This window comes from Alicyclobacillus sp. CIJ1, assembly GCF_057538885.1.
The window spans coordinates 355,297-379,309 of the sequence record NZ_BAAJPH010000067.1 but is presented as its reverse complement, the minus strand read 5'-3'; the positions used below and the strand labels follow the sequence as shown (position 1 = coordinate 379,309).

21 protein-coding genes are annotated in these 24,013 nt (G+C 60.7%); 4 read left to right on the top strand and 17 right to left on the bottom strand.

The window, feature by feature from the left end; all coding sequences use genetic code 11:
- Positions 1 to 62 precede the first annotated feature (62 nt).
- The 5 genes from AC27E8_RS05225 to AC27E8_RS05205 form a co-directional block, all read right to left on the bottom strand.
- A complete protein-coding gene (locus AC27E8_RS05225; RefSeq protein ID WP_193352804.1) occupies positions 63 to 716 on the bottom strand; it encodes a peroxiredoxin in 654 nt (217 codons plus the stop codon).
- Positions 717 to 843: 127 nt separating this feature from the next.
- A complete protein-coding gene (locus AC27E8_RS05220; protein WP_487098179.1) occupies positions 844 to 1,257 on the bottom strand; it encodes an Rrf2 family transcriptional regulator in 414 nt (137 codons plus the stop codon).
- A gap of 44 nt (positions 1,258 to 1,301) precedes the next feature.
- Entirely contained in the window at positions 1,302 to 1,820 is a 519-nt protein-coding gene (locus AC27E8_RS05215) for a DUF1722 domain-containing protein (protein ID WP_487098181.1), read from the bottom strand.
- A gap of 28 nt (positions 1,821 to 1,848) precedes the next feature.
- A complete protein-coding gene (locus AC27E8_RS05210; protein WP_487098182.1) occupies positions 1,849 to 3,141 on the bottom strand; it encodes a glycosyl hydrolase family 18 protein in 1,293 nt (430 codons plus the stop codon).
- 381 nt (positions 3,142 to 3,522) lie between these two features.
- Entirely contained in the window at positions 3,523 to 5,013 is a 1,491-nt protein-coding gene (locus AC27E8_RS05205; RefSeq protein WP_487098184.1) for an amino acid permease, read from the bottom strand.
- A 204-nt stretch (positions 5,014 to 5,217) separates the two neighbouring features.
- On the opposite strand from AC27E8_RS05205, the gene AC27E8_RS05200 reads away from it, so the two are divergent.
- Both AC27E8_RS05200 and AC27E8_RS05195 read left to right on the top strand, forming a co-directional pair.
- Positions 5,218 to 5,778 (top strand): hypothetical protein, encoded by a 561-nt coding sequence (locus AC27E8_RS05200; RefSeq protein ID WP_487098186.1) that lies wholly within the window; start codon positions 5,218 to 5,220, stop codon positions 5,776 to 5,778.
- 6 nt (positions 5,779 to 5,784) lie between these two features.
- Positions 5,785 to 6,396: a SpoIID/LytB domain-containing protein gene (locus AC27E8_RS05195; RefSeq protein WP_014465255.1), complete on the top strand. Its 612-nt coding sequence runs from the start codon at positions 5,785 to 5,787 to the stop codon at positions 6,394 to 6,396.
- 27 nt (positions 6,397 to 6,423) lie between these two features.
- On the opposite strand, the gene AC27E8_RS05190 is transcribed toward AC27E8_RS05195, so the two are convergent.
- The 6 genes from AC27E8_RS05190 to AC27E8_RS05165 all read right to left on the bottom strand — a co-directional run bounded on the left by AC27E8_RS05190 (position 6,424) and on the right by AC27E8_RS05165 (position 14,482).
- Positions 6,424 to 6,843, bottom strand: a complete 420-nt coding sequence (locus AC27E8_RS05190; RefSeq protein WP_487098188.1) for a putative iron-sulfur cluster-binding metallochaperone — start codon at positions 6,841 to 6,843, stop codon at positions 6,424 to 6,426.
- A 12-nt stretch (positions 6,844 to 6,855) separates the two neighbouring features.
- Complete coding sequence (locus AC27E8_RS05185) at positions 6,856 to 8,313, bottom strand: hypothetical protein (protein WP_487098190.1); 1,458 nt, start codon at positions 8,311 to 8,313, stop codon at positions 6,856 to 6,858.
- Between the two features lie 6 nt (positions 8,314 to 8,319).
- Positions 8,320 to 9,177: a hypothetical protein gene (locus AC27E8_RS05180; RefSeq protein WP_487098191.1), complete on the bottom strand. Its 858-nt coding sequence runs from the start codon at positions 9,175 to 9,177 to the stop codon at positions 8,320 to 8,322.
- A gap of 109 nt (positions 9,178 to 9,286) precedes the next feature.
- A complete protein-coding gene (locus AC27E8_RS05175; RefSeq protein WP_487098192.1) occupies positions 9,287 to 11,062 on the bottom strand; it encodes an ABC transporter ATP-binding protein in 1,776 nt (591 codons plus the stop codon).
- Positions 11,059 to 12,801 carry an ABC transporter ATP-binding protein gene (locus tag AC27E8_RS05170; protein ID WP_487098194.1) on the bottom strand — a complete coding sequence of 581 codons (1,743 nt, stop codon included), beginning with the start codon at positions 12,799 to 12,801 and terminating at the stop codon, positions 11,059 to 11,061. Before AC27E8_RS05170 ends, AC27E8_RS05175 begins: the two co-directional genes overlap by 4 nt.
- 139 nt (positions 12,802 to 12,940) lie before the next feature.
- Positions 12,941 to 14,482 (bottom strand): Na+/H+ antiporter NhaC family protein, encoded by a 1,542-nt coding sequence (locus AC27E8_RS05165; RefSeq protein WP_487098196.1) that lies wholly within the window; start codon positions 14,480 to 14,482, stop codon positions 12,941 to 12,943.
- Between the two features lie 78 nt (positions 14,483 to 14,560).
- On the opposite strand from AC27E8_RS05165, the gene AC27E8_RS05160 reads away from it, so the two are divergent.
- Positions 14,561 to 15,061: a hypothetical protein gene (locus AC27E8_RS05160; protein WP_487098197.1), complete on the top strand. Its 501-nt coding sequence runs from the start codon at positions 14,561 to 14,563 to the stop codon at positions 15,059 to 15,061.
- Positions 15,062 to 15,067: 6 nt separating this feature from the next.
- On the opposite strand, the gene AC27E8_RS05155 is transcribed toward AC27E8_RS05160, so the two are convergent.
- The 6 genes from AC27E8_RS05155 to AC27E8_RS05130 form a co-directional block, all read right to left on the bottom strand.
- Entirely contained in the window at positions 15,068 to 16,840 is a 1,773-nt protein-coding gene (locus AC27E8_RS05155; protein ID WP_487098199.1) for a peptide ABC transporter substrate-binding protein, read from the bottom strand.
- 293 nt (positions 16,841 to 17,133) lie between these two features.
- Positions 17,134 to 18,096: an ABC transporter permease gene (locus AC27E8_RS05150; protein ID WP_487098201.1), complete on the bottom strand. Its 963-nt coding sequence runs from the start codon at positions 18,094 to 18,096 to the stop codon at positions 17,134 to 17,136.
- A 36-nt stretch (positions 18,097 to 18,132) separates the two neighbouring features.
- Complete coding sequence (locus tag AC27E8_RS05145; RefSeq protein ID WP_062305799.1) at positions 18,133 to 19,020, bottom strand: ABC transporter permease; 888 nt, start codon at positions 19,018 to 19,020, stop codon at positions 18,133 to 18,135.
- Positions 19,021 to 19,086: 66 nt separating this feature from the next.
- A complete protein-coding gene (locus AC27E8_RS05140) occupies positions 19,087 to 20,826 on the bottom strand; it encodes a peptide ABC transporter substrate-binding protein (RefSeq protein WP_487098203.1) in 1,740 nt (579 codons plus the stop codon).
- 77 nt (positions 20,827 to 20,903) lie between these two features.
- On the bottom strand, positions 20,904 to 21,872 hold the full coding sequence (locus tag AC27E8_RS05135) for an ABC transporter ATP-binding protein (RefSeq protein WP_014465267.1): 969 nt from the start codon (positions 21,870 to 21,872) through the stop codon (positions 20,904 to 20,906).
- Between the two features lie 17 nt (positions 21,873 to 21,889).
- Positions 21,890 to 22,855, bottom strand: coding sequence for an ABC transporter ATP-binding protein (locus tag AC27E8_RS05130; RefSeq protein ID WP_487098205.1), 966 nt, complete (start codon positions 22,853 to 22,855; stop codon positions 21,890 to 21,892).
- Positions 22,856 to 23,314: 459 nt separating this feature from the next.
- Between AC27E8_RS05130 and AC27E8_RS05125 the strand changes: the two genes are divergently transcribed.
- A complete protein-coding gene (locus tag AC27E8_RS05125; protein ID WP_487098206.1) occupies positions 23,315 to 24,010 on the top strand; it encodes a response regulator transcription factor in 696 nt (231 codons plus the stop codon).
- Positions 24,011 to 24,013: the final 3 nt, after the last annotated feature.

Sequence of the window (24,013 nt, the reverse complement as noted above, 5' to 3'; positions counted from 1 at the left end):
GCGAAACGCGAAGGCCGCCCCGGCGCCTACCGCGCGCGGGACGGCCCATCGTGGCGTCGCGCTTAGATCTTCTTCATGCGCAGATACCAGGTCTTGTACTCGAGCCCTTTGGCCGCCGCCTCTTCCTCGCTCTCGATAGCATCGAGCGTCGCAGGCGCAGGCACTACGACCGGATCCCCGGGCTGCCAGTCGGCCGGGCAGGACACGCCGTTCTTGTCGGCCGTCTGCAGCGCATCGATGACCCGCAGGATCTCCGAGATGTTGCGGCCGACGTTCATCGGATAGTAGATCATGGCGCGGAGAATCCCCTTGTCGTCAATGAAGAACACCGTCCGCACCGTCGACGTGTTGTTGGCCGCCGGATGGATCATCCCATACAGGTTCGCGACCTTCATGTCCAGGTCAGCGATGACCGGGAACGGGATTTTCACGCCGAACGCCTTCTCCAAGTCATGCACCCAAGCCAGGTGCGACTGCACGCTGTCGATGGAGAGGCCAATCAGCTGGACGTTCCGCTTCTCGAACTCCTCGTAGCGACGAGCAAACGCGCCGAACTCCGTCGAGCAGACGGGCGTGAAGTCTGCCGGATGCGAGAACAGCACCACCCATTTTCCGCGCAGGTCGCTCAGTTTGATCTTCCCATGCGTGGTGTTGGCCTCGAAATCCGGAGCAGGCTCGTTGAGGCGAGGCAGCGTGTGCACTTCGGACATGCGCATCTCTCCCATTCTCCAACTTCGATTATCGGATTACTAAGCATACTGTACCACGCCGCTGCGGCGGATACAAGCGGTCTGCCGGTCTCACCATCTCTTTTCCACGCCATTGCGCCGAATCCTGCCGATCCTAGGTGGCGCGAAAGGCAGGAGCCGCGATGTCCGCGAGCGTGTATTGATTTAACGTCTCCAGGAAGGCGTCAACCGCTTCACCGAGCGCGCGCCGCAACTTGCAGCCTGGAAGCAGCACGCAGCTATCGTTCGCAAAGCACCCCACTACGGCGAAGTCGTCTTCCATCGCGCGGACAACGTCGCCAATTCGAATGTCGTTGGGCGGCATCGCTAGGCGCATGCCACCTCCGCGACCGCGCACCGTCTCCAGATAGCCCACTTGCCCGAGTCGATGCACCGCCTTCGTCAAGTGATTGCGCGAAATCCCGTACACGCGCGCGATCTCGTCGACCTGCACGAGCTTCCCCGCTGGCTGATTGGCCGTGTATATGAGGACGCGCAGTGCATAATCCGTGAACAAGGTCAGGTTCACAGCGTCACCTCCTACTGGAGCTCGCATGCGAGCTTGTCCAAATCTCACGTCGCTCGTTCGGGCTCCTCTCCCAACGATTGAATACGGATGAACACCTTCGACGGATCGCCCGCCGACAACGCCTCCTGCGCATCGACCGTCATCCGATGGACGCTTCCTCGATAGCGAAACACAGCCTCGTTCCAGGGCTCGTCGCGAAATACGTAGGACGTAGCGAGATACACCAGTCCGTCGCGGCGGACGCGATAGCCGAGTTCTGCGATCACGCCCGCCGGATCGTCCAATGCACGCTGCGCGAACCTCCGCCGTTCCTCTGGCGGCAACCGATCCTTCCAATAGCCCAGGAGGTGATACGCTGTGTTGCGAAGCGCTGGAAGCGTCGTAGGTTCCTGTTCCACGCGCTTTAGGCGATAAAGCCAAGCGCGGAGGGCCTGCTCATCGCCGCGCGCTTGGCGAAGCGACGCGGACAAGTCGCGAACGTGCGCGTAGTTTCGCGCCATGACGGCGTATTTGGTGTCGCGCCACAGCGCTTCGCACCCTTGATACAGCAGTGGAACCGACACGCGACTCGCCCCTCATCTGGATGGGAATTCACTTCTTCTCCAGCTTATATCCATCCTTCAGCAGATACCAGAGCTGAGGAAACTCATTTCCGAGCACCCAGAGCGATACTCCCCGAAGCCCGTACGCGTCGACGATCGAGAGCTTGACGGCGGCGCTCAGAGCGTCATCAAACCAAACTTCGTGCTTCGTCCCCACCGTTTCGTAAGTAAAATGCGGAGAGGCGGCCCTCAAATCCCATTCGACCGGCACACGCTCTGCGATAGCGAGATTCTGGGCATCATTGTTGGCGATGCTTGCCGCCCTCGTCCTTCCTTTCACGTACGGCAAAGGCCAGTCGTAGCCATAAAGCGACATACCCATCAGGATTTTCTTCGGGTCGATTGCGCCCGTGGCGTACTCGAGCACCGATTCCACGCGGTCGGCCGGGGCCACGGGCATGGGCGGGCCGCCGACCCATCCCCACTCGTACGTCATGAGCGTGACAAAGTCCACTTCGTCGCCGAGTGCCGCGTAGTCGAAGGCGCCCATCCACGGCGCGTCCGGTTCGTCCGACGACTTGGGGCCGAGCGCCACGGAAAGGCTCCATCCTCGCGGGCGCAACGCATTGCCCAGCGCGCGGATAAATGACGTGTAGGCGGCGCGATCGCCCGGGTGCATGTGCTCGAAGTCGACATTCACGCCGCGGTAGCCCTTCTCTTCGCAGACGCGCACCGCTTGGTCGATCACGCGCTTCGTGAGCGCGGGAGAATGGAGAATCGCATGCGCGAGATCGGGGTTGAAGCGATTGCCGTTGAAATTCGTGAGAGTCGCGAGCGGCGCAATGCGGAATTTGGCTGCGGCTTCGAGCATGGGCTTGTCGTTTGGCGCGTCGAGATCGCCCGTAGCCTGCACGCGATAACTGAATGCGCAGACATAGGTGAGCTCGGACACATCCTGCAAGAGGGCGGCGTCGTTCTCGTTCCCGGCCGGCATCAGGTATGCGTTCACCTCGATGGTGCGCCTTTGGGGCCGCGTGCCGGGGATGTTTACCGTAACACCAATAGGCCATGGTCCATCCTTCGGGAGTCCCGGGTTCCAATTGGCGATGGCTGCGGGCTCAACGCCATACCGGTGTGCCAGGCGGTCCAGCGTATCACCCGCTCTCACAGCGTGGCGGATAACCCGAAGTGGCGGGCCTTTGGGAATCAGGAGCGCGATGCCCGGTACGATCACGTCCTTCGACGCGAGCTCGTTGTATCGCAGCAGGTCCCGGAGGGACACCCCGTACGTCGAAGCGATGTCGTCGAGCGTCTCACCCGGTAGAACGCGGTGAATTTGCATGAGACGGTCCTCCTTCGCGTCGAGCCTCACTGAAGCCTATGCCACAGGTGCCTAGTTTCGTGCGCCTATCCGTGTGAACGCCAACCGCGTCCGAGGCGTCTATCCGTTGAGACCAAATCCCCAAGGCGGGCGCCGGCCAAAGTTTAATTCGAGGCCATTGGGATAAACTGATTGTAGCAAGTTCTTTCATCGATAGATTCTGTCATTCGAGGTGCAAAGATGATGCTGACGAAAGTCGCGCTCATTCTCCTCATCAGTTTTGGCATCATGGCATTCAACCGGTACATGAAAAAGCAGACCGAGCGAATCGAAGAAAAGATTCAGTCGAATCGAGCGTGAGAAAAGGCGGCCTTGTCGGCCGCCTTTTCCGCTTCTCCTGGCTCACTCTTCAAATTGGACCTCTGTGAGCGGAATCACCTTGGTCTTCTTGATCCACTTGTAGCCGAGCCACAGCACCACGAACAGCGGAATGCCGATGTACGTCGCGACTACGCCCATCCAGTCGATCTTGCCGCCCGTAAACACGCTCGTGTCCTGGCCGATAATGACCACTGCGCAAAGCGCCGCAGCGAACAGCGGACCAAACGGATACCACTTCGCGCGGTAGGCGAGATCGTCAAGAGAACGGCCCTGTGCCACGTACGCCTTGCGGAAGCGATAGTGGCTCACGGCAATGCCGAGCCACGCGAGAAAGCCCGTCAGGCTCGCGGCGTTCAGCATCCACGTATAAATCGCGCCATTTCCGACGATGGACGACAAAAACGCGACGAAGCCGATGGCGGTGTTGACATAGAGCGCGTTCATCGGAACGCCGTGGCGGTTGACCTTGGCGAACACCTTCGGCGCCTTCCCCTCGCACGCGAGCGCCCAGAGCATGCGGCTCGACGCGTACAACGACGAGTTGCCAGCCGAAAGCACGGCAGTCAGGATGACCGCATTCATGACGCCGGCCGCAAACGCGAAACCGGCCCGGCGAAACACGAGGGTGAACGGGCTAATAGCCACGTTATTCACGCTCGCGTTCAGCAGATTCGGATCTGTGTACGGGATGAGCATGCCAATGACGAAGATGGCCAGCACGTAAAAGAGCAGGATGCGCCAGAACACGGTGCGGATGGCGCGCGGAACGTTGCGCTCCGGGTGATCGCTCTCGCCCGCGGCGAGCCCGACGAGCTCCGTGCCTTGGAACGCGAAGCCGGCGACCATCACCGTGCTCAAAAAGCCGATCCACCCTCCGTGAAAGGGCGTGCCACCCGTCATGAACACGTGCCAGCCGACCGGATGCCCGCCGAGAATCCCGAAGATCATCGCGAGACCCACGACGATGAACGCGACGATGGTGATGACCTTGATGCCCGCAAACCAGTACTCGCCTTCGCCGTAGCCCTTCACGCTCACCACGTTGAGCAGGAACAGGAGGGCCAAAAATGTCGCGCTCCACACGATGGCAGGCACATGCGGGAACCAGTACCTCATGACCATGGCGCCGGCCGCGAGCTCCGCGGGCAACGTCACCGTCCAGGTGTACCAGTAGTTCCAGCCCAGGGCGAAGCCGAGCGCCGGATCGACGAAGCGCGTGGCATACTGTTCGAACGACCCGGCTATCGGCATGAAGGTCGCCATCTCGCCCAGGCTGGTCATCACGAAGTACACCATGATGCCCACGAGGATGTACGCGAGCAGCGCACCGCCCGGTCCGGCGGTGGAGATGGACGATCCGCTCGCGACGAACACACCCGTGCCGATGGCGCCGCCGATGGCGATCATCGACAGATGGCGCGATCGCAGGTCGCGGCGCAAGCCTACCTCTCGCGGCGAGAGGATGTACGCGGGACGGGTCTTTTCCTCCCCCAATGCGCGATCTAGGCTCAAATGCACGAACCCCTTTCTCACTCTAGAACTTCATCGAGATAAAGTACTGCTACGTGAACATGCTATAGCGAATCTGCGTTCGACGCAACGAGAAATCGTTGCCTGTATTCGACAAATTCTCGGCGGAAAGATCGTCATATTCGCCCTCGTTTCGGGCACCCTCCTTACGGGTAAGAACTCAACGCCAAGGGAGGGATATCCCGCATGATGAAGAGACTGATGGGCTACGCGGGATGGCTCGCGATCATGCTGGCCGCGCTTGTGATGCCGATGTCGCGCGTGGCTGCAGTTCACGCGAGCGACCGCGGGGAGATTGAGTTTCGCGTCGGATCGTCCAATTCGACGACGGTTGCGGGGGCGAGGGTCATTGTCATCAACCACGAAGGCAAGGTCGTGTCGACAGGGCTCACCGACACGCAGGGCCTGTTCATTGCCCACGTGCCGATGTACAAGGCCAAGTGGAACGAGCGCTACGACGCGAAGGGGGTCGTCAACGCCATCGTGGTGGCGGACGGGTACAACGAGCAGGCCGTGTTCGTCATTCCCATCACGGAACACACGATTCAGCCGGTGATCCTGCAGCCGATTCGGCCGAACGCGCGCAACGCGCCAAGTGTCTCCTTGGGCAACTTCAGTTCCTACGATCTCGCAGGCTACATCGATCGATATGCGTCCGAGCTCCACCTGAAGCGCCAGGGGCCGATTCCGGGCGAACCGAGCTACTCGCCCTGGAGCGCGCAACAAGCATCGACATTTTCGAGGTGATGGCGGATGAGCGGGTTTCGACGCTTCGCCTTTGCGCTGGCAGGGGCCGCGCTCGTCGCCGGATGGTCCATCGCACCGCCCGTGCACGCGCAAACCATCTTCAACACGCCGTATCCCACCGTCATCCGTGTGGCCATCCGGGCCTACAACAATCCCACCGCGCCCATCTTGTACGTGCAGACGCTGGGATTTGAGGAGTACTGCGAAGATGTGCTTCCCAACGAGTGGGTTCCCAGTTGGAACGAAGAGGCGCTCAAGGCTGGCGCGATTGCGGTCAAGATGTTCGCCTGGTACTGGACGCTCCATCCACGGACCGAAAACGGATGGACGTACGACGTGGACAACACAACCAACTACCAGACGTTTAAATACCTGAGTGGCCAGTACAAGACGGACCTAGCCATCCAGCAGACGTGGAACATGGTCTTCGTGCCCCCAGACGGCTCCATCAAGCCGCTGGAGTATCGGCAGGGCTCCGCGCACCGCCCAGGCTACGCGTACATCGGGACGTACATCATGTCGCAATGGGGTACCGAGTACTGGGCGAAAGTGGCCAAGCTCCCCTTCACCCAGATCCTGAGCCTTTTCTACCCCGGATATCAACTGCGATGGGTGTAAGGCGCGGGAGCCGACCGCATCCACATGCTACGAACGCGCGCGAGCGCTCGCGAGAATAGCCTTCACATTGCCGAGGCAGCAGGCGCCTTGCGGATTACGGAGATCACAGGCGCATCGGCGCTCGCGCACCTGTTCTTCGATATCCTCGTCTGGACGAACGCCGCGATGGACGGCCGCGATGACCGACTCGCGCGTCCAATCGAAGCAATAGCACACGGGCGCGTCCGCTGACGCGTCCTTTTGAAACACGCGTTGCCTGACATCCGCGACACGAAAGACCTGATCCGATGCGAAGTACACGACATTGCAGCCAGGGGATGCGCAAAAGTGAAAATCGTCATCCGGCCGGAGTCGGCGGAGCGCAGCGCCCGTGAGCATCGCCTTGACGGTGCGAAGCGCGACCCGGCGCGCCGGTTCATGACACGCGGGACAAAGCATGACTGCCATTGGCGAACCTCCTCAGCCCGTCGTGGACGCGTTGCGGACGAAGATGTCCGCCACGCTATCCGAATAGACGAGGGTCCAGTTCGGGTTGTTCTCCAGATACGTCGTCAGGCTGTATCCGGGCGGAAGTAGGGCGGACTGAAAATGATACTGTTGCAGCAGTGCGGGCGCGTCGGGCGCCAGATTCTGCAGATCCATGTAGTTCGCAAACACGCCGGATCGCAGATAGATGTCCGTGCGCCCGTCCACGAACGTGGGCACGCCCCGGTAGATGAGATACCCCCCAAAGTCGTATGCGTTCAGCAGCGGTCCCGGGATGTGGTGAGACTTCAGATAGTCCACGGCCGCAACCGGATATGCGTTCGGGTTCATGTGCGCGGAAACCGGCCCCTCAATGCTTGGCATGCGCAGCGCGAAATCGGCGATCTCGCCGATCATGGCCGCCACCCAGACGAAGCGAAGCAGGCGCTTGGGGCGCAGGAGCACGCGCAGCCAGTCGAAGCTGAGGAACGCAATGAGCGGTGCAGCGGCAATCGCGAGGTACGGCATGAACCTCTGATATACGAGCGTCAGTGCGAAACAGGCGAAGAAATAGAGCACGTATTTCCACGGCAACTTGCGAGTGCGTGCGATGGCGACGAGCACAATCAGCATCAGGAACGGAATGACGCCGTACTTGTAGTACTGGCTATGAAAGTTGGGTGAGTGCCATTCGTTGATGGAATTCACCATGAGCGCATTGTTGGAGAGCAGCGCATAGGTGAACTCGTGAATGCCGTTGGGATTCAAGAGCCCTACGCCCACGCATGCGGCAGCAACGGCGACAAGGAGACCCCGGGTCCGCATCGGCAGCGGTTGCCCCTGAAACCGCCCGACGGTCGGCAGAAAGGAGACCAGCACTTCAAACAGGATCATCGCAATGCCAATCGACACGCTGGCGTGCGCGTTGGCCCAGATGAGCGTCAGCGGGATGAGCAGAAACGCGTAACCCACGCGCCCCCTCCGCACGCGCTCGAGGATGAGAAGGAACAGAGCAAACATCGTGTACGAGACGAGTTGCGGGCGCACGACCCAAAACGGCATGCCCGCCGCAACGGCGAGCGCCGCGCCGATGGCGGAGAAGACGGCGTTGCCACGTGAGAGGTGAAGACACAACCGGTAGACGAACCATACCGTCAGCGTCTGAAGCCCTACCAGGATGCCGTACACACCAGGAAACCCGAAGTGCTGTGCGCACCACGCGAGCGCGACTTCAAACAGCCACTCCTGCGTCACCCAAGGTTGTCCGCGCATGGACCATGAAAAGGGATCGTGCGTCGGCACGTGATGATGAGCGAGGATCCAAGCGCCCGTGGCGAGATGCCACGGCGTGTCGGGATCGGAGAGGGGGGCCGAAGCCGAATAGGCAAAATAGAGCAGCCAGCCAAGCAGGATGACCGCGTCCAGTCGAAGCCACGATGCGACACGAGCCAAACGTCCTCACGCCTTCCGCATACGGAGATCAAGATACATGACGGCGAGCGCCACAAAACCAAAGGGAACCACGATGAGCGAGGCCACCACGGCGACGACGACGTCGAGGCCGGGAATGACTGCAAAGATGCTGCCCACAAGCAGGAGAAATCCATCTGCGGCCGACAGGATGAAGGAAAGCGCAAAAAAGAAGCCGACGAGCCGCGCCACTTCGCCCTTGGTGAGTTCGAACGACCGACGCAGCGCCGCGCCGTATCCGCGCTTCTCTTCGGCAATGACATAGGGGACAAACGCTGCTCTGACCCAATACCAAACGGAGCCCACAAAGGCCGCCAAGAGCCCGATGACCCCCACCGTGACGCCGAGCACCTGCGAAGCACTCGCCGCGACGCCTGCGCACAGGCCAATCACCCACGATGCGACGAGGGCCGCGACGCCATACAACGCGTAGACCAAGAGTAAGGTCACAAACGACATCGGCCACTTGCGAAATGCGTCATTCCCCGCCTCTTGCACCGGCACATCGAATCCGTGCGCCACCATGCCGACCGTGACGCGGCTCGTCGCGATGGCCATGAGCGGCAGCACCACGAGCGAGTACAACAAGATGACAAACGGCATCCAGGTCGTGTACGCCGGCGGAATGGCCGCGATAGCTGCGCTCACCGAATGCGCCTGCTGGACCTTCGCCATCCAATTCGCAGGCACCGCGCCGAAAAATCTCAACTGCACGTACGCGTTGATGATATCAAACGGAAGAAGAAACACGAGCGAGATGCCCATCAGCGAGCGAAACCGCTGGCGATAGACGGACAGCGAGATGCGGAAGATGTCTCCTAGCGTGAACTGCATTCTGGGCGTCACCGCGATTCCTCCCGCCGGAAGGTTGCACGTTCCTTGCCAAAACGTCCTTAACATCATAGCACAGCGGCGGGCGCGCGTCTGCGCCCACCGCGGGTTCGGCCGCGGTTCGTCACGAAAATAGCCGCGATTCGACGCCACTCTCCGCATGAAGCCGCGCGTACAATCCCCCGAGTCGCACCAACTCGTCGTGGCGCCCGCGCTCGACGATCCGGCCGCGATCGAGCACCAGGATCTGATCCGCATGGCGAATGGTCGCGAGCCGATGGGCGATGACCAGCGTGGTACGGCCTTGGCTCGCCGCCCGGAGCCCCTGCTGCACCCACTGCTCCGTCTGGCTGTCGAGGTTCGCGGTCGCCTCGTCGAGGATGAGCACGCGCGGATCGAGCGCGACAATCCGGGCAAACGCGATGAGCTGCCGCTCGCCCATCGAAAGATTGGCGCCTCGACCGTAGATGAAGGTATCGTAGCCATCCGGCAATTTCGCGATGACGCGATCCGCCCCCACCGCGCGCGCGGCCGCCTCCACGCGCGCATCCGAGATGTCCGAGCGGAACATGCGAATGTTGTCGCGAATGGTACCCGTGAACAGATGGACCTCCTGCTGCACGATCCCGACGAACCGGTGCAGCGCGTCCTGCGCAAGCCATCGCAGGGGCACTCCGTCCAACAGCACTTCGCCTTCGTCGGGATCGTAGAAACGAAGCAGCAGGCTCATCAGTGAACTCTTCCCTGCCCCCGTCGGTCCGACAATTCCGACGAACGATCCGGGCTCTGCCGTGAACGAAATGTCCCGCAGGACGGGATGGCACGGGTCGTAACCGAACGTGACGTGGCGAAACTCCACGCGGCCGCGCGCATTGGGCGGCAGCGGGACGGGGCACTCGGGATCGAGCACCTCCGGCTCGATTTCGAGGATCTGGCCAATCCGCTCGGCGGCCACCATGGCCGACTGGAGCGTGTTCCACTGCTGCGTCATGGCGTTGATGGGCTGAAAGAACTGCTGGATGTACCGGATGAACGCGTACAAGGTGCCAAACGGGATGGCACCGCCGAGCACCGCGGTTCCCCCGATGTACACCACGGCCGCCACGGACAGGTTGCCGAGCATCTCAAAGGTCCGGTTGAACCAGACCGACGTGAAGTACTCCCGGATGTTGGCGTCCCGATGTTGCCCGGCGAAGTCGCGAAACTTCTCCGCCTGGCGCGCCTCCTGACGGAAGAGCTGCGTGATCCGCATGCCGGCCAGGTTCTCGGCGAGAAACGCCACCATGCTCGCGAGCAGCGTGCGCGTGCGCTGGTAGCGGCGCCGAAGCGCGCCTCGGAAGCCCGCGGCGACGGCGAAGATGACGGGCACGAGCACCAGCGAAAACAGGCCCATGCGCACGTCCAGGCGAAACATGGCGATGAGGATCATGATGATGGACAGGCCGTCTCGAATCATGCTCAAAAAGAAGTTGGTGAAGAACTGGTTCACCGTCTCGGTGTCGTTCGACACGTTCGCGACGAGCGCGCCGACGGCGCGGTTGTCGAAGAAGCGCATGGACTGGCGCTCAATGTGCTGAAAGAGCCCGACCCGGATGCTCCGGATGACGCTCTGCCCTGCCCTCTGCAGCAGCGTAATCTGCAGGTAGTTCGCCGCAACGCCCGCGACCACCACGCCGATGTACAGCGCCGCGATGTCGAGAAGCCCGCGCGCATTCGGATGGTGGCTCGAGATATCCTGGTCGATGGCGATTTTCACGAGATACGGCTGCATGACGCTCGATGCGTTGAAGACGATGACCAGCGCAATGACGGCGACAAATTGCCAAGCATACGGCCGCGCAAAGGGTAAGAGCCGCGCAAGGGACTTCAAGCCGGGCGACGACGGGCGCTCTTGCTTCACGAGACCTCCTCCTCCCGTGCCTGGAGCCGATACATCTCCGCGTAGATCCCACCTTTCCGGACGAGATCGTCGTGCGTCCCCTGCTCGGCGATCCGCCCTTCGTCCATGACGATGATCCAGTCTGCATCGCGCACCGCGGACAGCCTGTGCGCAATGACGAACACTGTGCGCTTGCGCCGCATGGCGCGGAACGAGGCGAGAATCCTTTTTTCCGTCTCCATATCCACCGCGGACAGGCTGTCATCCAGGATGAGGATGGGCGCGTCCTTCAGCCACGCGCGCGCGATGGCCGTCCGCTGCCGCTGTCCGCCCGAAAGCGTCACGCCGCGCTCGCCGATGAGGGTGTCATATCCGTCGGGGAAGCGGGCCACATCGTCCTCGAGACAAGCCGCCCGAGCCGCGGCCACGACGTCTTCGTCCGTCGCATCCGGGCGCCCGAAGGCGATGTTCTCCCGAAGCGTCGTCGAGAACAAAAACCCGTCCTGCGGCACAAAGGCGATGGACTTCCGCAGTTGTTCAAGCGACAGGTCCCGGACATCGACGCCGTCAATCCGGATGGCTCCCGGAGGCGGATCGTAGATCCGAGGCAAGAGGCTGACGAGGGTTGTCTTTCCGGATCCTGTGCGCCCCACAATGCCCAGCGTCTGCCCGGGACGTACGCTGAGATGAATATCTCGGAGCACAGGGCGCTTTCCATCGGGATACGTGAAGGCATCGAGGTGGATATCAATCTCGCCCTCGATCTTGTCGAGGCGCACGGGATGCGGCGCGTCGGTCACCGAAGGCCGCTCTTGAAGCAGAAGATCGAGCCTCGCCATGGATGCAGACGCGCGCTGATACGAATTGATGACCTGGCCAATCTGCTGAAGCGGCGCCACAAGCTGACCCAAATAAAGCGTGAAGGCGACGAACGAGCCGATGGGGATCTCGTGTCGAATGGTGAGCCATCCGCCGTACAGGAGCACGATGCCGAACGCCACTGAGCTCGCGGTGGGAATAATGGACTGGAACGCGGCCTGCTTGCGAACCAGGGACATCTGTTCGGATACGATGTGATCGATGCGATCCGCAAATCGCGCGACCTCGATGGGCTCGTTGGCCGTCGCCTTCACCAGCCGGATGGCGGTGAAGCTCTCCTCCGCCAACTCGGACATGGAAGACAGGGCCTCCTGCACCTGGCGCGACGACGCGCGCACCTTGGGGCCAATCCATACGACGAAAAAAGGGATACACAAAAGCGGGATCATGCTGAGCACGGTGAGTTTCCAGTTGACCGTGGTGAAGGTCATCACGAGCGTCGCGATGAGAAGAAACACGGCATTGGTGAGAATGTTGAGGCCGCCAGAGAGAGCCTCGCGGACCTGCTGCACGTCGTTCATGGCGTGACTCAACAAATCCCCAATGCTTCGGCGGCGGAAGTAGTCGACGTCCATCTTCTCCCAGTGCGCAAACAGCTTCGTTCGCAGCAAGTACTCGAATCCACGGGCCGCGCGGCCGTTCTGCGACTGGCCGATGCCGTAGAAAAACACGTACAGCGTACCGACGGCCATGAGGAGGAGCGCGTACATGAAAACGCCTCGGCCGCTCAACCGATGCGAGCTCAATGCGTCGGTGAAGCGGCCGAGCAGGTTGGGGAATTGAACGAAAATCCATTCAGAGACGAGAATGGAAAGCGTTGATCCGACATAGCCGAAGCGATGCTCCCACAGGTACGACTTCAGCAGCGATTGCGGGCGCATAGGACCTCACCTTCCTCCACTTCGGTCGTCAGCCCTATTACGATACCGCACCCATTCGTGCCCAGCAAGAGAAGGATGCCGCCTCTTGACAGGCGCGAAAAGGACCATTCAAACGCCCATTGGCCAGCACGGCCATCCGTCATCGAGCGATCTCGCCGAGCAGAAAGTACCCTATCACGCACGCCGCCACGGGGATGAGCGCCGTCTTCAGCTTGTAGTTGGCGTAGTCCATGACGGGAACCTTCATCACGGTGGCCATCGCCACCGTGTTGTCACTCAACGGTGAGACAAAGCCGCCGAACGTGCCGCTCGCGAACACGGCCCCTGCCGCAATGGCGAGGCTCCCCGCGCCGCCCTGGGCAAGCGAGAACGCGAGCGGCATCAGGATGGCCCAGGTGCCGAAAGAGCTGCCTAGAACGTAGGAGATGAGGCAGCCAACGATGAAGAGCGCCGGAATGATGAGCGATCTCGGCACGTATTGGACAATCTCCCGCTGACAGAACTGCGCAAAGCCGAGATCGGCCGCAACCGCAGAAACCGCCCAGATGAGCGCCAGAAGGACGATGACAGGCATCATTTCGTTGCCGCCTTGCAAAAAGCCTACCATGATGCGATGGAGCGGCGTGCCTCGGACAGCGTACAGCACGGCCATCGCGACGACCGTGAGCACGAGTGCCTCCAGCATCGCCTTCGCCGCGTTGGCCTGGACGAACGCTTGGACAAGCGTCCGCCCGGGCGCGTACCCAGAGAGGACGGTGAACGCAAGTGTGCTGGCCAAGAGCAGCGCCAGCGGGAAGACAAGGTTCAGGGCCGACGGGTGCGCGCGTTTGGCGAGCGCTTCGACGGGATCGGGCACCTCCTCATCAGAAGCCTCCCGGCGGCGCATACCGCGCTGAACCGCGGCATCCTGCGGAAAGGCCATAGAGCCTGCTTCGAGCGCGAAGGCTCCTCGGCGCTCGTGCGCGAGGCGCGGAAACGGGCTGACTTCGCCGCCGTCTGGCATAGCGCCAGTCGTTCGGGTCGACGTCCGCACCTGCGTCGAGAAGCGGAAAAACGTCAGGAACGCCCCCATCAAGAGCATCGCCCAGGCAAAGAAGTTGTAGGGGATAGTCGTGAGAAACAGCGCGTACGGAGACGCTGCCGCGGTGTGGTGCGCGGACGTGTGCATGAGCCCGACCATATAAGCCACGAAAGCGGTCCCGATGGGGACCACGGCGCAAAGCGGCGTCGCCGTGACGTCGATGGTGAACGCAACTTGTTCCTTTGCGATGCGGAAACGTTCGAAGACGCGGCTCACAATGGGTGCCACCGTCAGGATGCGGAAGTCGGGCGCCATGAAGGTGAAGAGGCTCGACAACCAGGTGAATACAAAGGCCCCACGAGGCGAGTGAATCCGCGCCTCCATCCAGCGGCTGAATCCCTTGACGCCGCCCGAGACGCGCAAAAGGCCCACAAAGGAGCCGAACAGGTAGAGAAAGAGAATGAGACTCACGTTGCCAGAGAGTCCAAGCTCGCGGCCAATGTAAGCGATGGCGGACTCAAGGCCGGCTAGCGGGCGGGGGTGTTCGATATAGCAACCGACGAACAGCCCAAGCGCGAGTCCCAAAATCACCTGTTTCGTCAGAAGCGCCACGGGGATAATGACGATGAACGGCACGATGGATGCGAATGATCCGTGCATGCGGAACCTCCTCCCTGCATCCTTTGTACAGTGTCCTCCAAATCGTGTAAGACATACTTCGGGAAGGGAGACAACAGCATGCTCGGCGTGATGGAACTCGACCTCATGGAGGCGTGCAGTGTGTTGTCCTCCATCGGCACGCTCGCTATCGCCCTCACGTCGTGGTACCAGATCCGGCGCGACACGCAGATTGGCTACGTGCCGATGGTCGTGATCGACGACTTCACCTGGAGCGATGGGAGACTGGTGGCGCAAATCCGAAACTACGGCACGGGGCCAGCGCTCGACGTCAAGCTGTGGGGGATTTGGGGACGAGACGCCCTGCCGATTGCGCCGAGGGTCGAGGGGCGCCGGGTGACGGCGCTTCATCTCGCACCAGCCGAGGCAAAATGCGTGCATGTGGCGCCAGCAAGCGTCGGCGATAAGCGGGCCAGCACGGACGTTCCAGAGGAGATTCGAGTGCGCTACCACTCTGTGCGAGGTCGGACGTTTGAACAACGGGCGGAGATTCCACAGGACTTGCGCAACGTTGAGCCCCAAAGCAAACTCGAGCGAGCCAGAAGTGGCCCGCCCGAGTGAGAAGCGTTACTTGCTCGAGGACATCCAGATGTAGTTGAGGAGCGAATACCCGGTTGTCGGGTTCAGTACCTGCGTGGTGGCATTGTGCACGTTGGGTGCGATGACCGTGATGCCGGCCGGGACGTTCTGCCACAAGACGGGCAGCTGTTTTGCGATGTAGTCCTCGTACGCGAAGAAGTTTTTCATGTTCTCGGCCTGCGAGGAGACCGGCTCGGTGGTCTTTGCAATCAGCTTGTCGGCCGTCGGATCGTTATAACCGAAGTTGTCCAGGCCACCGGGTTCGAACAACTGCTCCCCGGATGGATACGATCCGCCGTACGTGATGCCGGTGCCGGCTGCTGCCGCCCACTTGCCGGGGTTCTTGGTGTCGCTCATGATCCCAATTTCTTGGTTAAACGGCATCTGCTGCAGGGTCACATCCACGCCAATCTGCTTCCAGTCCTGCTGCACGAGCTCCGCCGCCTGCAGCGTCGATTCCGAGCCAGAGGAAACGAGCATGGTGAACTGGAGCTTCTGGCCGTTCTTCGTCATGACGCCGTTCTCCATCTTCCAGCCGTCCGACTCGAGCAACTGCTTGGCCTTCGCCGGGTTGTAGGCGAAGAGATTGTTAAGGGATGGATCGTAGAACACGGTCTTGGGCTGCGCGGGAATCGGCCCGTAGAGGGGCGGCGCGAACCCGTGATAGATGTCCTGGTCGATTTCGTTTTGGTTCATCGCGTACTCGAGCGCCTCGCGGACCTTGAGATCGTTGAACGCGCTATAGAGCGGCGAACCCTTCTGCAAGTTCAACTCGATGAAATCATAACCAAAGTTGTAGGCTGGAACAATCTTGTACCCCATCTTTAGCAGGCTGCCGCGCGACGCCCACTGGGCCGGATCGAGATAACCGAGGTTGACTGTGCCACTGCGAAGCGCGGCAAATTCCGCGTCAGCCGAGCCCTCGTACTGGAAGATGAGCTTATCCAGCGTGCTTTTGTGACCCGCGAACGTCGGGTTGGGAACCAGCACCCAAGCCTGGCTCTGCTTCGCGCTGACGAGCTTGAAGGGACCATCCACCACGGTGAAGAAGCTCGGATTGGTGGCCTCCTTGCCAAGGTACGCGATCTCCTGCGCCATGTTGTTGGGGTACTTGTTCCATGCGTGCTCTGGCAACGCCGTGAGCTGACCGATGCCGTTGTAGATGAACCACTGCTGGTTCGCAGGCTTCTTGAGCGTGATCTGCACGGTGTATTTGTCGAGCGCCACGACGCTCTTGACGTTCGCCGGCACACCGCCGGAACCAGCCGCATAGTTGGGCCAGGGCGGCACGTTCGACTCATCCGTCGCTTTGATGAGGTTATAGTCCCAGACGACATCCTGCGCCGTCACAGGTTTGCCGTCCGACCACACCCAGTTCTTCTTCAGGTGAATGGTGTACACGGTACCCGTGGCGTTGTAGTCGATGCTGCTGGCAAAGCTGTCGTTCCAATCAATGGCGTAGTTGCTACCAATGTAAATGACGCCCGGGTAGAGTAGAATTTGCAGCGCCGCATTGTAGATGCTCGCGTTGCTCGCATTGGTCAGCGGCAAATACCAGTTGATGTTGGTCGACGGTGCGAGCGCGACCACGAGCGTGCCACCCTTTTGCGGTTGCTGCGTCGTGGTCTGCGTGCTGTTGGTGGTCGAGTTGGTGGTATTCTGCTGTGTTCCGCACCCCGCGATGATGCCGGCGCCAAGCGCTACGGTGACAGCTGCTGCTCCAAGTCGCGTCGACCACGGACGCTTCGGTTGATGAGCCATGCTAACCCCCCTATACGGCCTGCTTTTCGAATGTTCGAATTCGCAGACTCTTTGTTTGACTTTGGGCGTTTGATAAGCTCATCCTACGAGCATTCAGACAGCTTGTAAAGGTCGTGTAACGATACATAAATTGGAATCCAATGTGTTCCAAGCCCCAGATCCCGCGCCACGTCTGGGTTTTGCCGATTGTCCATACAACCAGCGCAAATCTAAGAATTCTCTAAGAATACCGCACAAGGCAAAAAGAAGCGGCGCAGGGGCCTTTGAATCGCCCACTGCGCCGCACCATTCCATCACGACATCGACTCGAGGCTAATCCGCGGATCAACCAAGCTGTACATGATGTCCGCCAGCAGGTTGCCGATAATGGTCAACGCACCGAGGAACATCGTCACGCCCAGCAACACGGGATAATCCAGCGTTCCAACGGCATTCCAATACAGGAGGCCCATGCCTGGATAGTTAAAGATCTCTTCGATGAACAGGGCGCCTGCGAAAAGCGCCGGGAACGACAGGCCAAAAAGCGTAATTTGCGGCAGAATCGAATTCCTGAGCACGTGACGCCACAGCACCTGCGACTCACGCAAGCCTTTCGCTCGCGCCGTGCGGACGTAGTCCATGAGCAGCGTTTCGCGCACGGATGAGCGCATGTAGCGCGAGTAACCAGCCAGCGTGACCAGTGTCAAGGTCGCGGCGGGCAGGATCAGGTGATGCAGCCAATCCCAGAAGCCCGGATTCGGATCCTGCGGGTTCACCACGCCGCCGGACGGAAACCAGTGCAACTGGATGGAGAAGAACATCACCATCAGAATGCCCAACCAGAACGACGGCATCGAGTAGAAGAAGTAGTTCAGCACGGTGATAATGTGATCGGCGATGGTGTTTTCGAAGTACGCCTGCACCGTGCCAATGAGCATCGCGAACAACTGCGCGAAGATGGTCGCAATCAGGACGAGCGACAGCGTGTTCGGCAGCGCATGTGCGATGAGGTACGTCACCGGCTCCGTGTAGTTATACGAGTATCCGAGGTTGCCGTGGAGGATGTTCCACAACCAGATCAGATACTGCATGTAAAGCGGCTTGTTCAGGCCGAGCGACTGCGCCAGGGCCGCGGCCCGCTGCGGCGTGTAATGCTGGCCGAGCAGAATGCGGACCGGGTTCCCCGGGACAATATGGAGCAGGATGAACGTGATAATCGAGATTCCGATAAGGGACGGAATGGCCTGCAGGATGCGGCGCACAATGTAGCTCAGCATTCGGGCTCACCCCACTTCCGTGATCGACTTGCGCCATCAGTCAGTGCGCGTTTCCAGCGCATGGCGCAGGCCATCCCCGATGAAGTTCACGAACAGCTGCGAGCACAGAATCAGAATGCCTGGCGGATAGATGAGCCACCACGCGTTCTGGAAGATGTAGTTCATCGCAGCTGATAGATCGGCACCCCAGTTCGGCGCCGGGGGCGGCAATCCGAGCCCCAGGAATGATAGACCTGCAATCGAGAGAATGGAGTCTGCGACTGCGAAGGTCGTGGTCACCAACACGGTTCCGATAAAGTTCGGAACCAGATACTTCGTCATGAGCCGCCACGTTCTGACGCCCGCCAAGAGCGCTGCCTCGACGTAAGTCTCGTTCTTGATCTTCAACACTTCGCCGCGGACGATACGGCTCACGCCGAGCCAGCTTGTCGCAGCGAGCACGAAGATCATGAGACCTACGTTCGGCTTGAACGTCGCGTTCAGGAACAGCAGGATGAAGATGCTCGGAATGGACAGCAAGATGTCCACGATACGCATGAGGATGATGTCCACCCATCCACCCGCGAGCGCGCTCACCATGCCGTAGAGCGTTCCGAACGCCATCGCTACAAACGCCGACAAGAAGCCGACTTCGAGCGACGCCTGACCACCCACCATCATGCGCGCGAGCACGTCGTGACCCGCGTCGTCGGTGCCCAGCGGATGCTTGGCACTCGGCGGTTGGAGCAGTGCGGTGAAATCCCCCTGCGTCGGACTGACGTGGTAGAGCATCGGCCCCACGAAGCAGAAGGCAAACAGGAGCACCATGCCGATCACGCCAATCGAACTCAGCGGATACCGCCAGAACCGCTTCCAAGTGCGCCACTTGGTGGCCTGTACGCGCGGCTCGCCTGCGGAATTTGCCACTTGCGTCTCTGTGACCACGCCTTTCCCTCCCTTCTGCCGGGCGACTGGCGGTCCAGCCGCCCGCGTTGTGCATGACTTGGTGCATTACTTAGACATCCAGATATAGTTAAGGAGCGGATAACCCGTTGTCGGATTCAGGTACTGCTCGGTCGCGTTGTGCACGTTCGGCGCGACGGCAATGAGGCTCGCAACGCCGTTGGTCCAAAGGACGGGCACCTGCTTCGCGCAGTACTCCTCGTACGCGAAGAACGCCTTCAGCGAAGCCTGCTGCGATGGCGCCGGCGATGTCGTCGCAGCGATGAGCTTATCGAGCACGGGATCGTCATAGCCGAAGCCGTCAAGCCCGCCGGGCTCAAACAGCTGCTCACCGGACGGATACGATCCGCCATAGGTGATGCCGGTGCCTGCTGCAACCGCCCACTTGCCAGGATTGGACGTGTCCTGAATGATCCCGAAGATCTCGGACAGCGGCATCGGCTTCAGCGAAATCTGCACGCCGATTTGCTTCCAATCCTGCTGAATGAGCTCCATCATCTGCGTTGTCGACTGCGTGCCACTCGGATAGATGACCTGGAACTTGAGCTGCAATCCGTTTTTGGTCATCACGCCGTTTTGCATCTTCCAGCCGTCCGACTCCAGCAACTGACGCGCTTTCGCCAGGTTGAACGGAAAGAGCGGCTTCGCGAGATTCGGATCGAAGAAGATGGTCTTCGGCGTCGTCGGGATCGGCCCGTACTGCGGCGGCGCAAAGCCGTGATAGATGTCCTGGTTGATAGCGTTCTGGTCAATCGCGTACTCGAGCGCCTGTCTCACCTTCACATCGCTGAACGCGGCGTACATGGGCGAACCCTTTTGCTGGTTGAGCTCGATGAAGTTGTACCCAAAGTTGTACGCCGGCATGATGGTGTAACCCGACGACGTGAGCGACTGACGCGATGCGTACTGCGAAAGGTCGAGATAACCCAGGTTCACCGCTCCGGTTTTGAGCGCCGCGAACTCCGCATCGTTGGTCGCTTCATACTGGAAAATCAGCTTGTCGAGCGTGCTCTTGTGCCCGCCGAACAACGGGTTGGGCACGAGCGTCCACGACTGACTGCTCTTTGCGCTCTGCAGCTTGAACGGCCCGTCGACCACCGTGAAGAACGCTGGGTTCGTCGCTTGTTTTGCCAGGTAAATGATCTCCTGCCGGATGTCGTTCGGGTACTTATTCCAAGCGTGCTTCGGCAAAGCGGTCAGTTGCCCGATGCCGTTGTAGATGAACCACTGCTGGTTCACTGGCTTCTTCAGCGTGATCACGACCGTGTACGGATCCTTCGCCACGACGCTCTGGACGTTATCCGGCACGCCGCCTGCGCCCGCGTTGTAATTCGGCCACGGCGGAGGCGCGTCCTTCGCGTCGGTCGCCTTGATGAGCTCATAGTCCCAGACGACGTCATCCGCGGTCACTGGGTGGCCGTCCGACCACTTCCAGTTCTTCTTCAGCGAGATGGTATACACCGTGCCCGCCTGATTGTACGTGATGTTCTGGGCGAAACTGTTGGCGTAATCGATCTGGTACCGATGGTCGATATAGATCACGCCGGGATACAGTTGCGTATACAACTGGGCGTTGTACAGGCTCGCATTGCCCGCATTCGTGATGGGCAAGTACCAGGTGATGTTGGTCGCCGGCGGCAAGGCGTAAATCAAGGTGCCGCCCTTTTGCACGCCGGTTCCGCCAGTCCCTGCCGCGTTTTGCGGGCTCCCGCCGCCACAGCCCACGACAGCGCCGAGCGCCACCGTCGCTGCCAACCCGCCCGAGAGCAGCTGTGCTTTCCGTTTCATGTCACTTCCCCCTTCGACGAACCCTGTGACTAGGGTCTCGAAACCGGGAGAAGTTCATGCACACGCAAAACCTGCGCTCACCCGTGGAGGTGGCACGCGACCCAGTGGTCTGGATGCACCTGGACTGGCTTGGGCATCGTCTGACGGCACACGTCCATCACCCGCGGACAGCGCGTGTGGAACGGGCATCCGGACGGCGGATTTGCCGGGCTCGGCACGTCGCCCTGCAAGATGATCCGCTCGCGCCGCTTCGTGCGCCTGGGCTCCGGCGCAGCCGAGAGAAGCGCCTGCGTGTACGGATGCAGCGGATCCTGATACAGCGAGTGCTTCGGGCCGATCTCGACCAGGTGTCCTAGGTACATCACGCCGACGCGATCGCTGATGTGCCGGACAACTGCCAAGTTGTGCGAGATGAACAAATACGACAGGTTGAACTGGTGTTTCAGGTCCATCAGCAGATTCAGGATCTGCGATTGGATGGACACGTCGAGAGCTGAGACGGCCTCGTCCGCGACGATGAGCTTCGGATTCAGCGCGAGTGCTCGCGCGATGCCGATGCGCTGCCGCTGGCCGCCGGAAAACTCGTGCGGGTAGCGGTTGATGTCGCTCGCACGCAAGCCGACGGTCTGGAGCAGTTCTCCCGCCCGCTCAAACGCCTCGGACTTCGACAGCACCTTGTTCACGATGAGCGGCTCCGCGATGCTCTCGCCGACTGACATGCGCGGGTTCAACGAGGCATACGGATCCTGAAACACCATCTGCGATTTGCGCCGGCTGGCCCGGAGTTCCGCGCCCTTGGCGTGAGTGATGTCTTGTCCGTCCAGGATGATCTTTCCGGAGGTCGGCGTCGTCAGCCGCATGATCATGCGGCCCGTCGTCGATTTGCCGCAACCCGACTCGCCGACGATGCCGAGCGTCTCACCTGGCTTTACCTGAAACGAGACGCCGTCCACGGCGCGCACGTAGCCGACTGTCCGCTTCAGGATGCCGGACTTAATCGGAAAGTACTTCTTCAAATCCTGGACTTCGAGCACGTACTCGCTCATGCGCTCCCTCCTTTCCCTCACACGAGATCGCAGCGAACCAAGTGACCCGGGGCCACTTCGCGCAACTCAGGCATCTTCTCGAAGCAGGACGGCTTCGCGATGGGGCAACGCTCAGCGAATCGGCAGCCCTTTGGGAAGTTCGCCGCGCTCGGCACCGTGCCCGGGATGGAGTAGAGCACATCCTTGTCCTCTTCGAGCGACGGGATGGACTCCATCAGCGCTCGGGTGTAAGGGTGCTTGGGCTCCGAGAAGAGCGTGTCCGCGTCGACGGACTCGACCACCTGCCCAGCGTACATCACCACGACGTGATCGGCCATGTCGGCCACGACGCCGAGGTCGTGCGTGATGAGGATGATGGAGGTGTTCGTCTCGCGCCGCATCTTCTTCATGAGATCGAGCACCTGGGCCTGGATGGTCACGTCGAGCGCGGTGGTGGGCTCGTCCGCGATGAGCAGTTTCGGCTCGCAAATCATCGCCATGGCGATCATCACGCGCTGGCGTATGCCGCCCGAGAGCTGATGCGGGTACTCGCGCACAATCTGCTCGGCGCGAGGAACGCCCACGAACTTAAGCATCTCCACGGCGCGATCCAGCGCCTCTCGCTTCGGCACGCCGCGGTGGCGAACCAAAACTTCCGAAATTTGCGTGCCAATGCTCAGCACGGGGTTGAGCGCCGTCATCGGCTCCTGGAAGATCATTGCGATCTCGCTGCCGCGCAAATCCGCCATTTCGCGGTCGCTCAGCTGCAGGAGATCTCGGCCGTCAAACAGAATCTGACCGCCGACAATCTTCCCGTACGGCCGAGGCACGAGCCGCATGATGGACAGCGACGTCATGCTCTTGCCGCAGCCCGACTCGCCCACGATGCAGACGACCTGTCCCCGGTTGACGTCGATGTCGATCCCGTCGACCGCCTTCACGGTCGCCTGCTTGCTCACGAAGTACGTCTTCAAGTCGCGAATCGCGAGGAGCGGTTCGGCCACGTCTTGCCCCTCCCATCTGTCGAAGAATGTCGAATCGGTGTTCGATTTCGGAACCTGTATGACAACGTCACATGAGTGCATTCCAGTCTCATCGCGCGTCCGAAATCGTCGGTACCCTGCACGCACCGTGCCTAGTATAGCGCAAATTGTATCGACGGCCATCCCCGGTGTAAAGGAGCGCGACAGGCACGTCCCTCACGTTTTTCCACCGGGTTGCGACGAGAATCGCGAACTTTCGCCGCTTTCTCCGACTTTCGTAGGAAAGTAAGAATTCTCTTAGCCTCCGCGACACCTTTTCGCGCGGCGAATGCGGCAAGAAATCTTACGAAAGCGCAAACATTCGGACATCCCCCGATCCCGCCGCAGGATTGCATTCCGCCATTCAAGCGGCGTTCAATCCTGCAGTGTACAATAAAAGCGGTCCAGTCCGACGTACGGAACCATGCGGGAGGTTATCCGATGCGCATCTTGCTCGTCGAAGACGAGGTGCGGCTCGCGTCCGCACTCAAACAACTTCTCAAGGAACACCAATACGCCGTCGACGTCGCCCACGACGGCGAAACCGGCTGCGATCTCGCCCTGACCGACAGCTACGACATCGCCATCCTCGACATCATGCTGCCGAAGATGAGCGGTCTCGACATCCTGCGCGCCATGCGCAAGGCGGGCCTTCAAACGCCCGTGCTGCTGCTCACAGCCAAGGACACCGTCGAAGATCGCGTGACGGGCCTCGACGCCGGCGCTGACGATTACCTCGTCAAGCCGTTCGACAACAAGGAGCTTTTGGCGCGCGTGCGGGCCCTCTCGCGGCGCACCGGCCAGATTGCGGGCGGCGACGCCATCGAGGCGGGCCCGTTTCGACTCGATCTTAACACTCGAACCGTGACGCGCAACGGGGAACCCCTGGCGCTGACGGCCAAGGAATTCCAGCTGCTTGAACTGTTCATGCGCAACCCCAACAAGGTGTTGTCCAAAGAGGTCATTCTCGATCGCGTCTGGGGACCCGATGCCGACGTGATTGGCAACGCCGTGGAAAACTACGTGCACTTCTTGCGGAAAAAAATCGACGAGCCCGATTTGCCGTCGTACATCACCACCGTGCGGGGCGTGGGATACATGTTTCACCCGGACCCGTCGGCGGGCCGCAAGGCGTGAGAA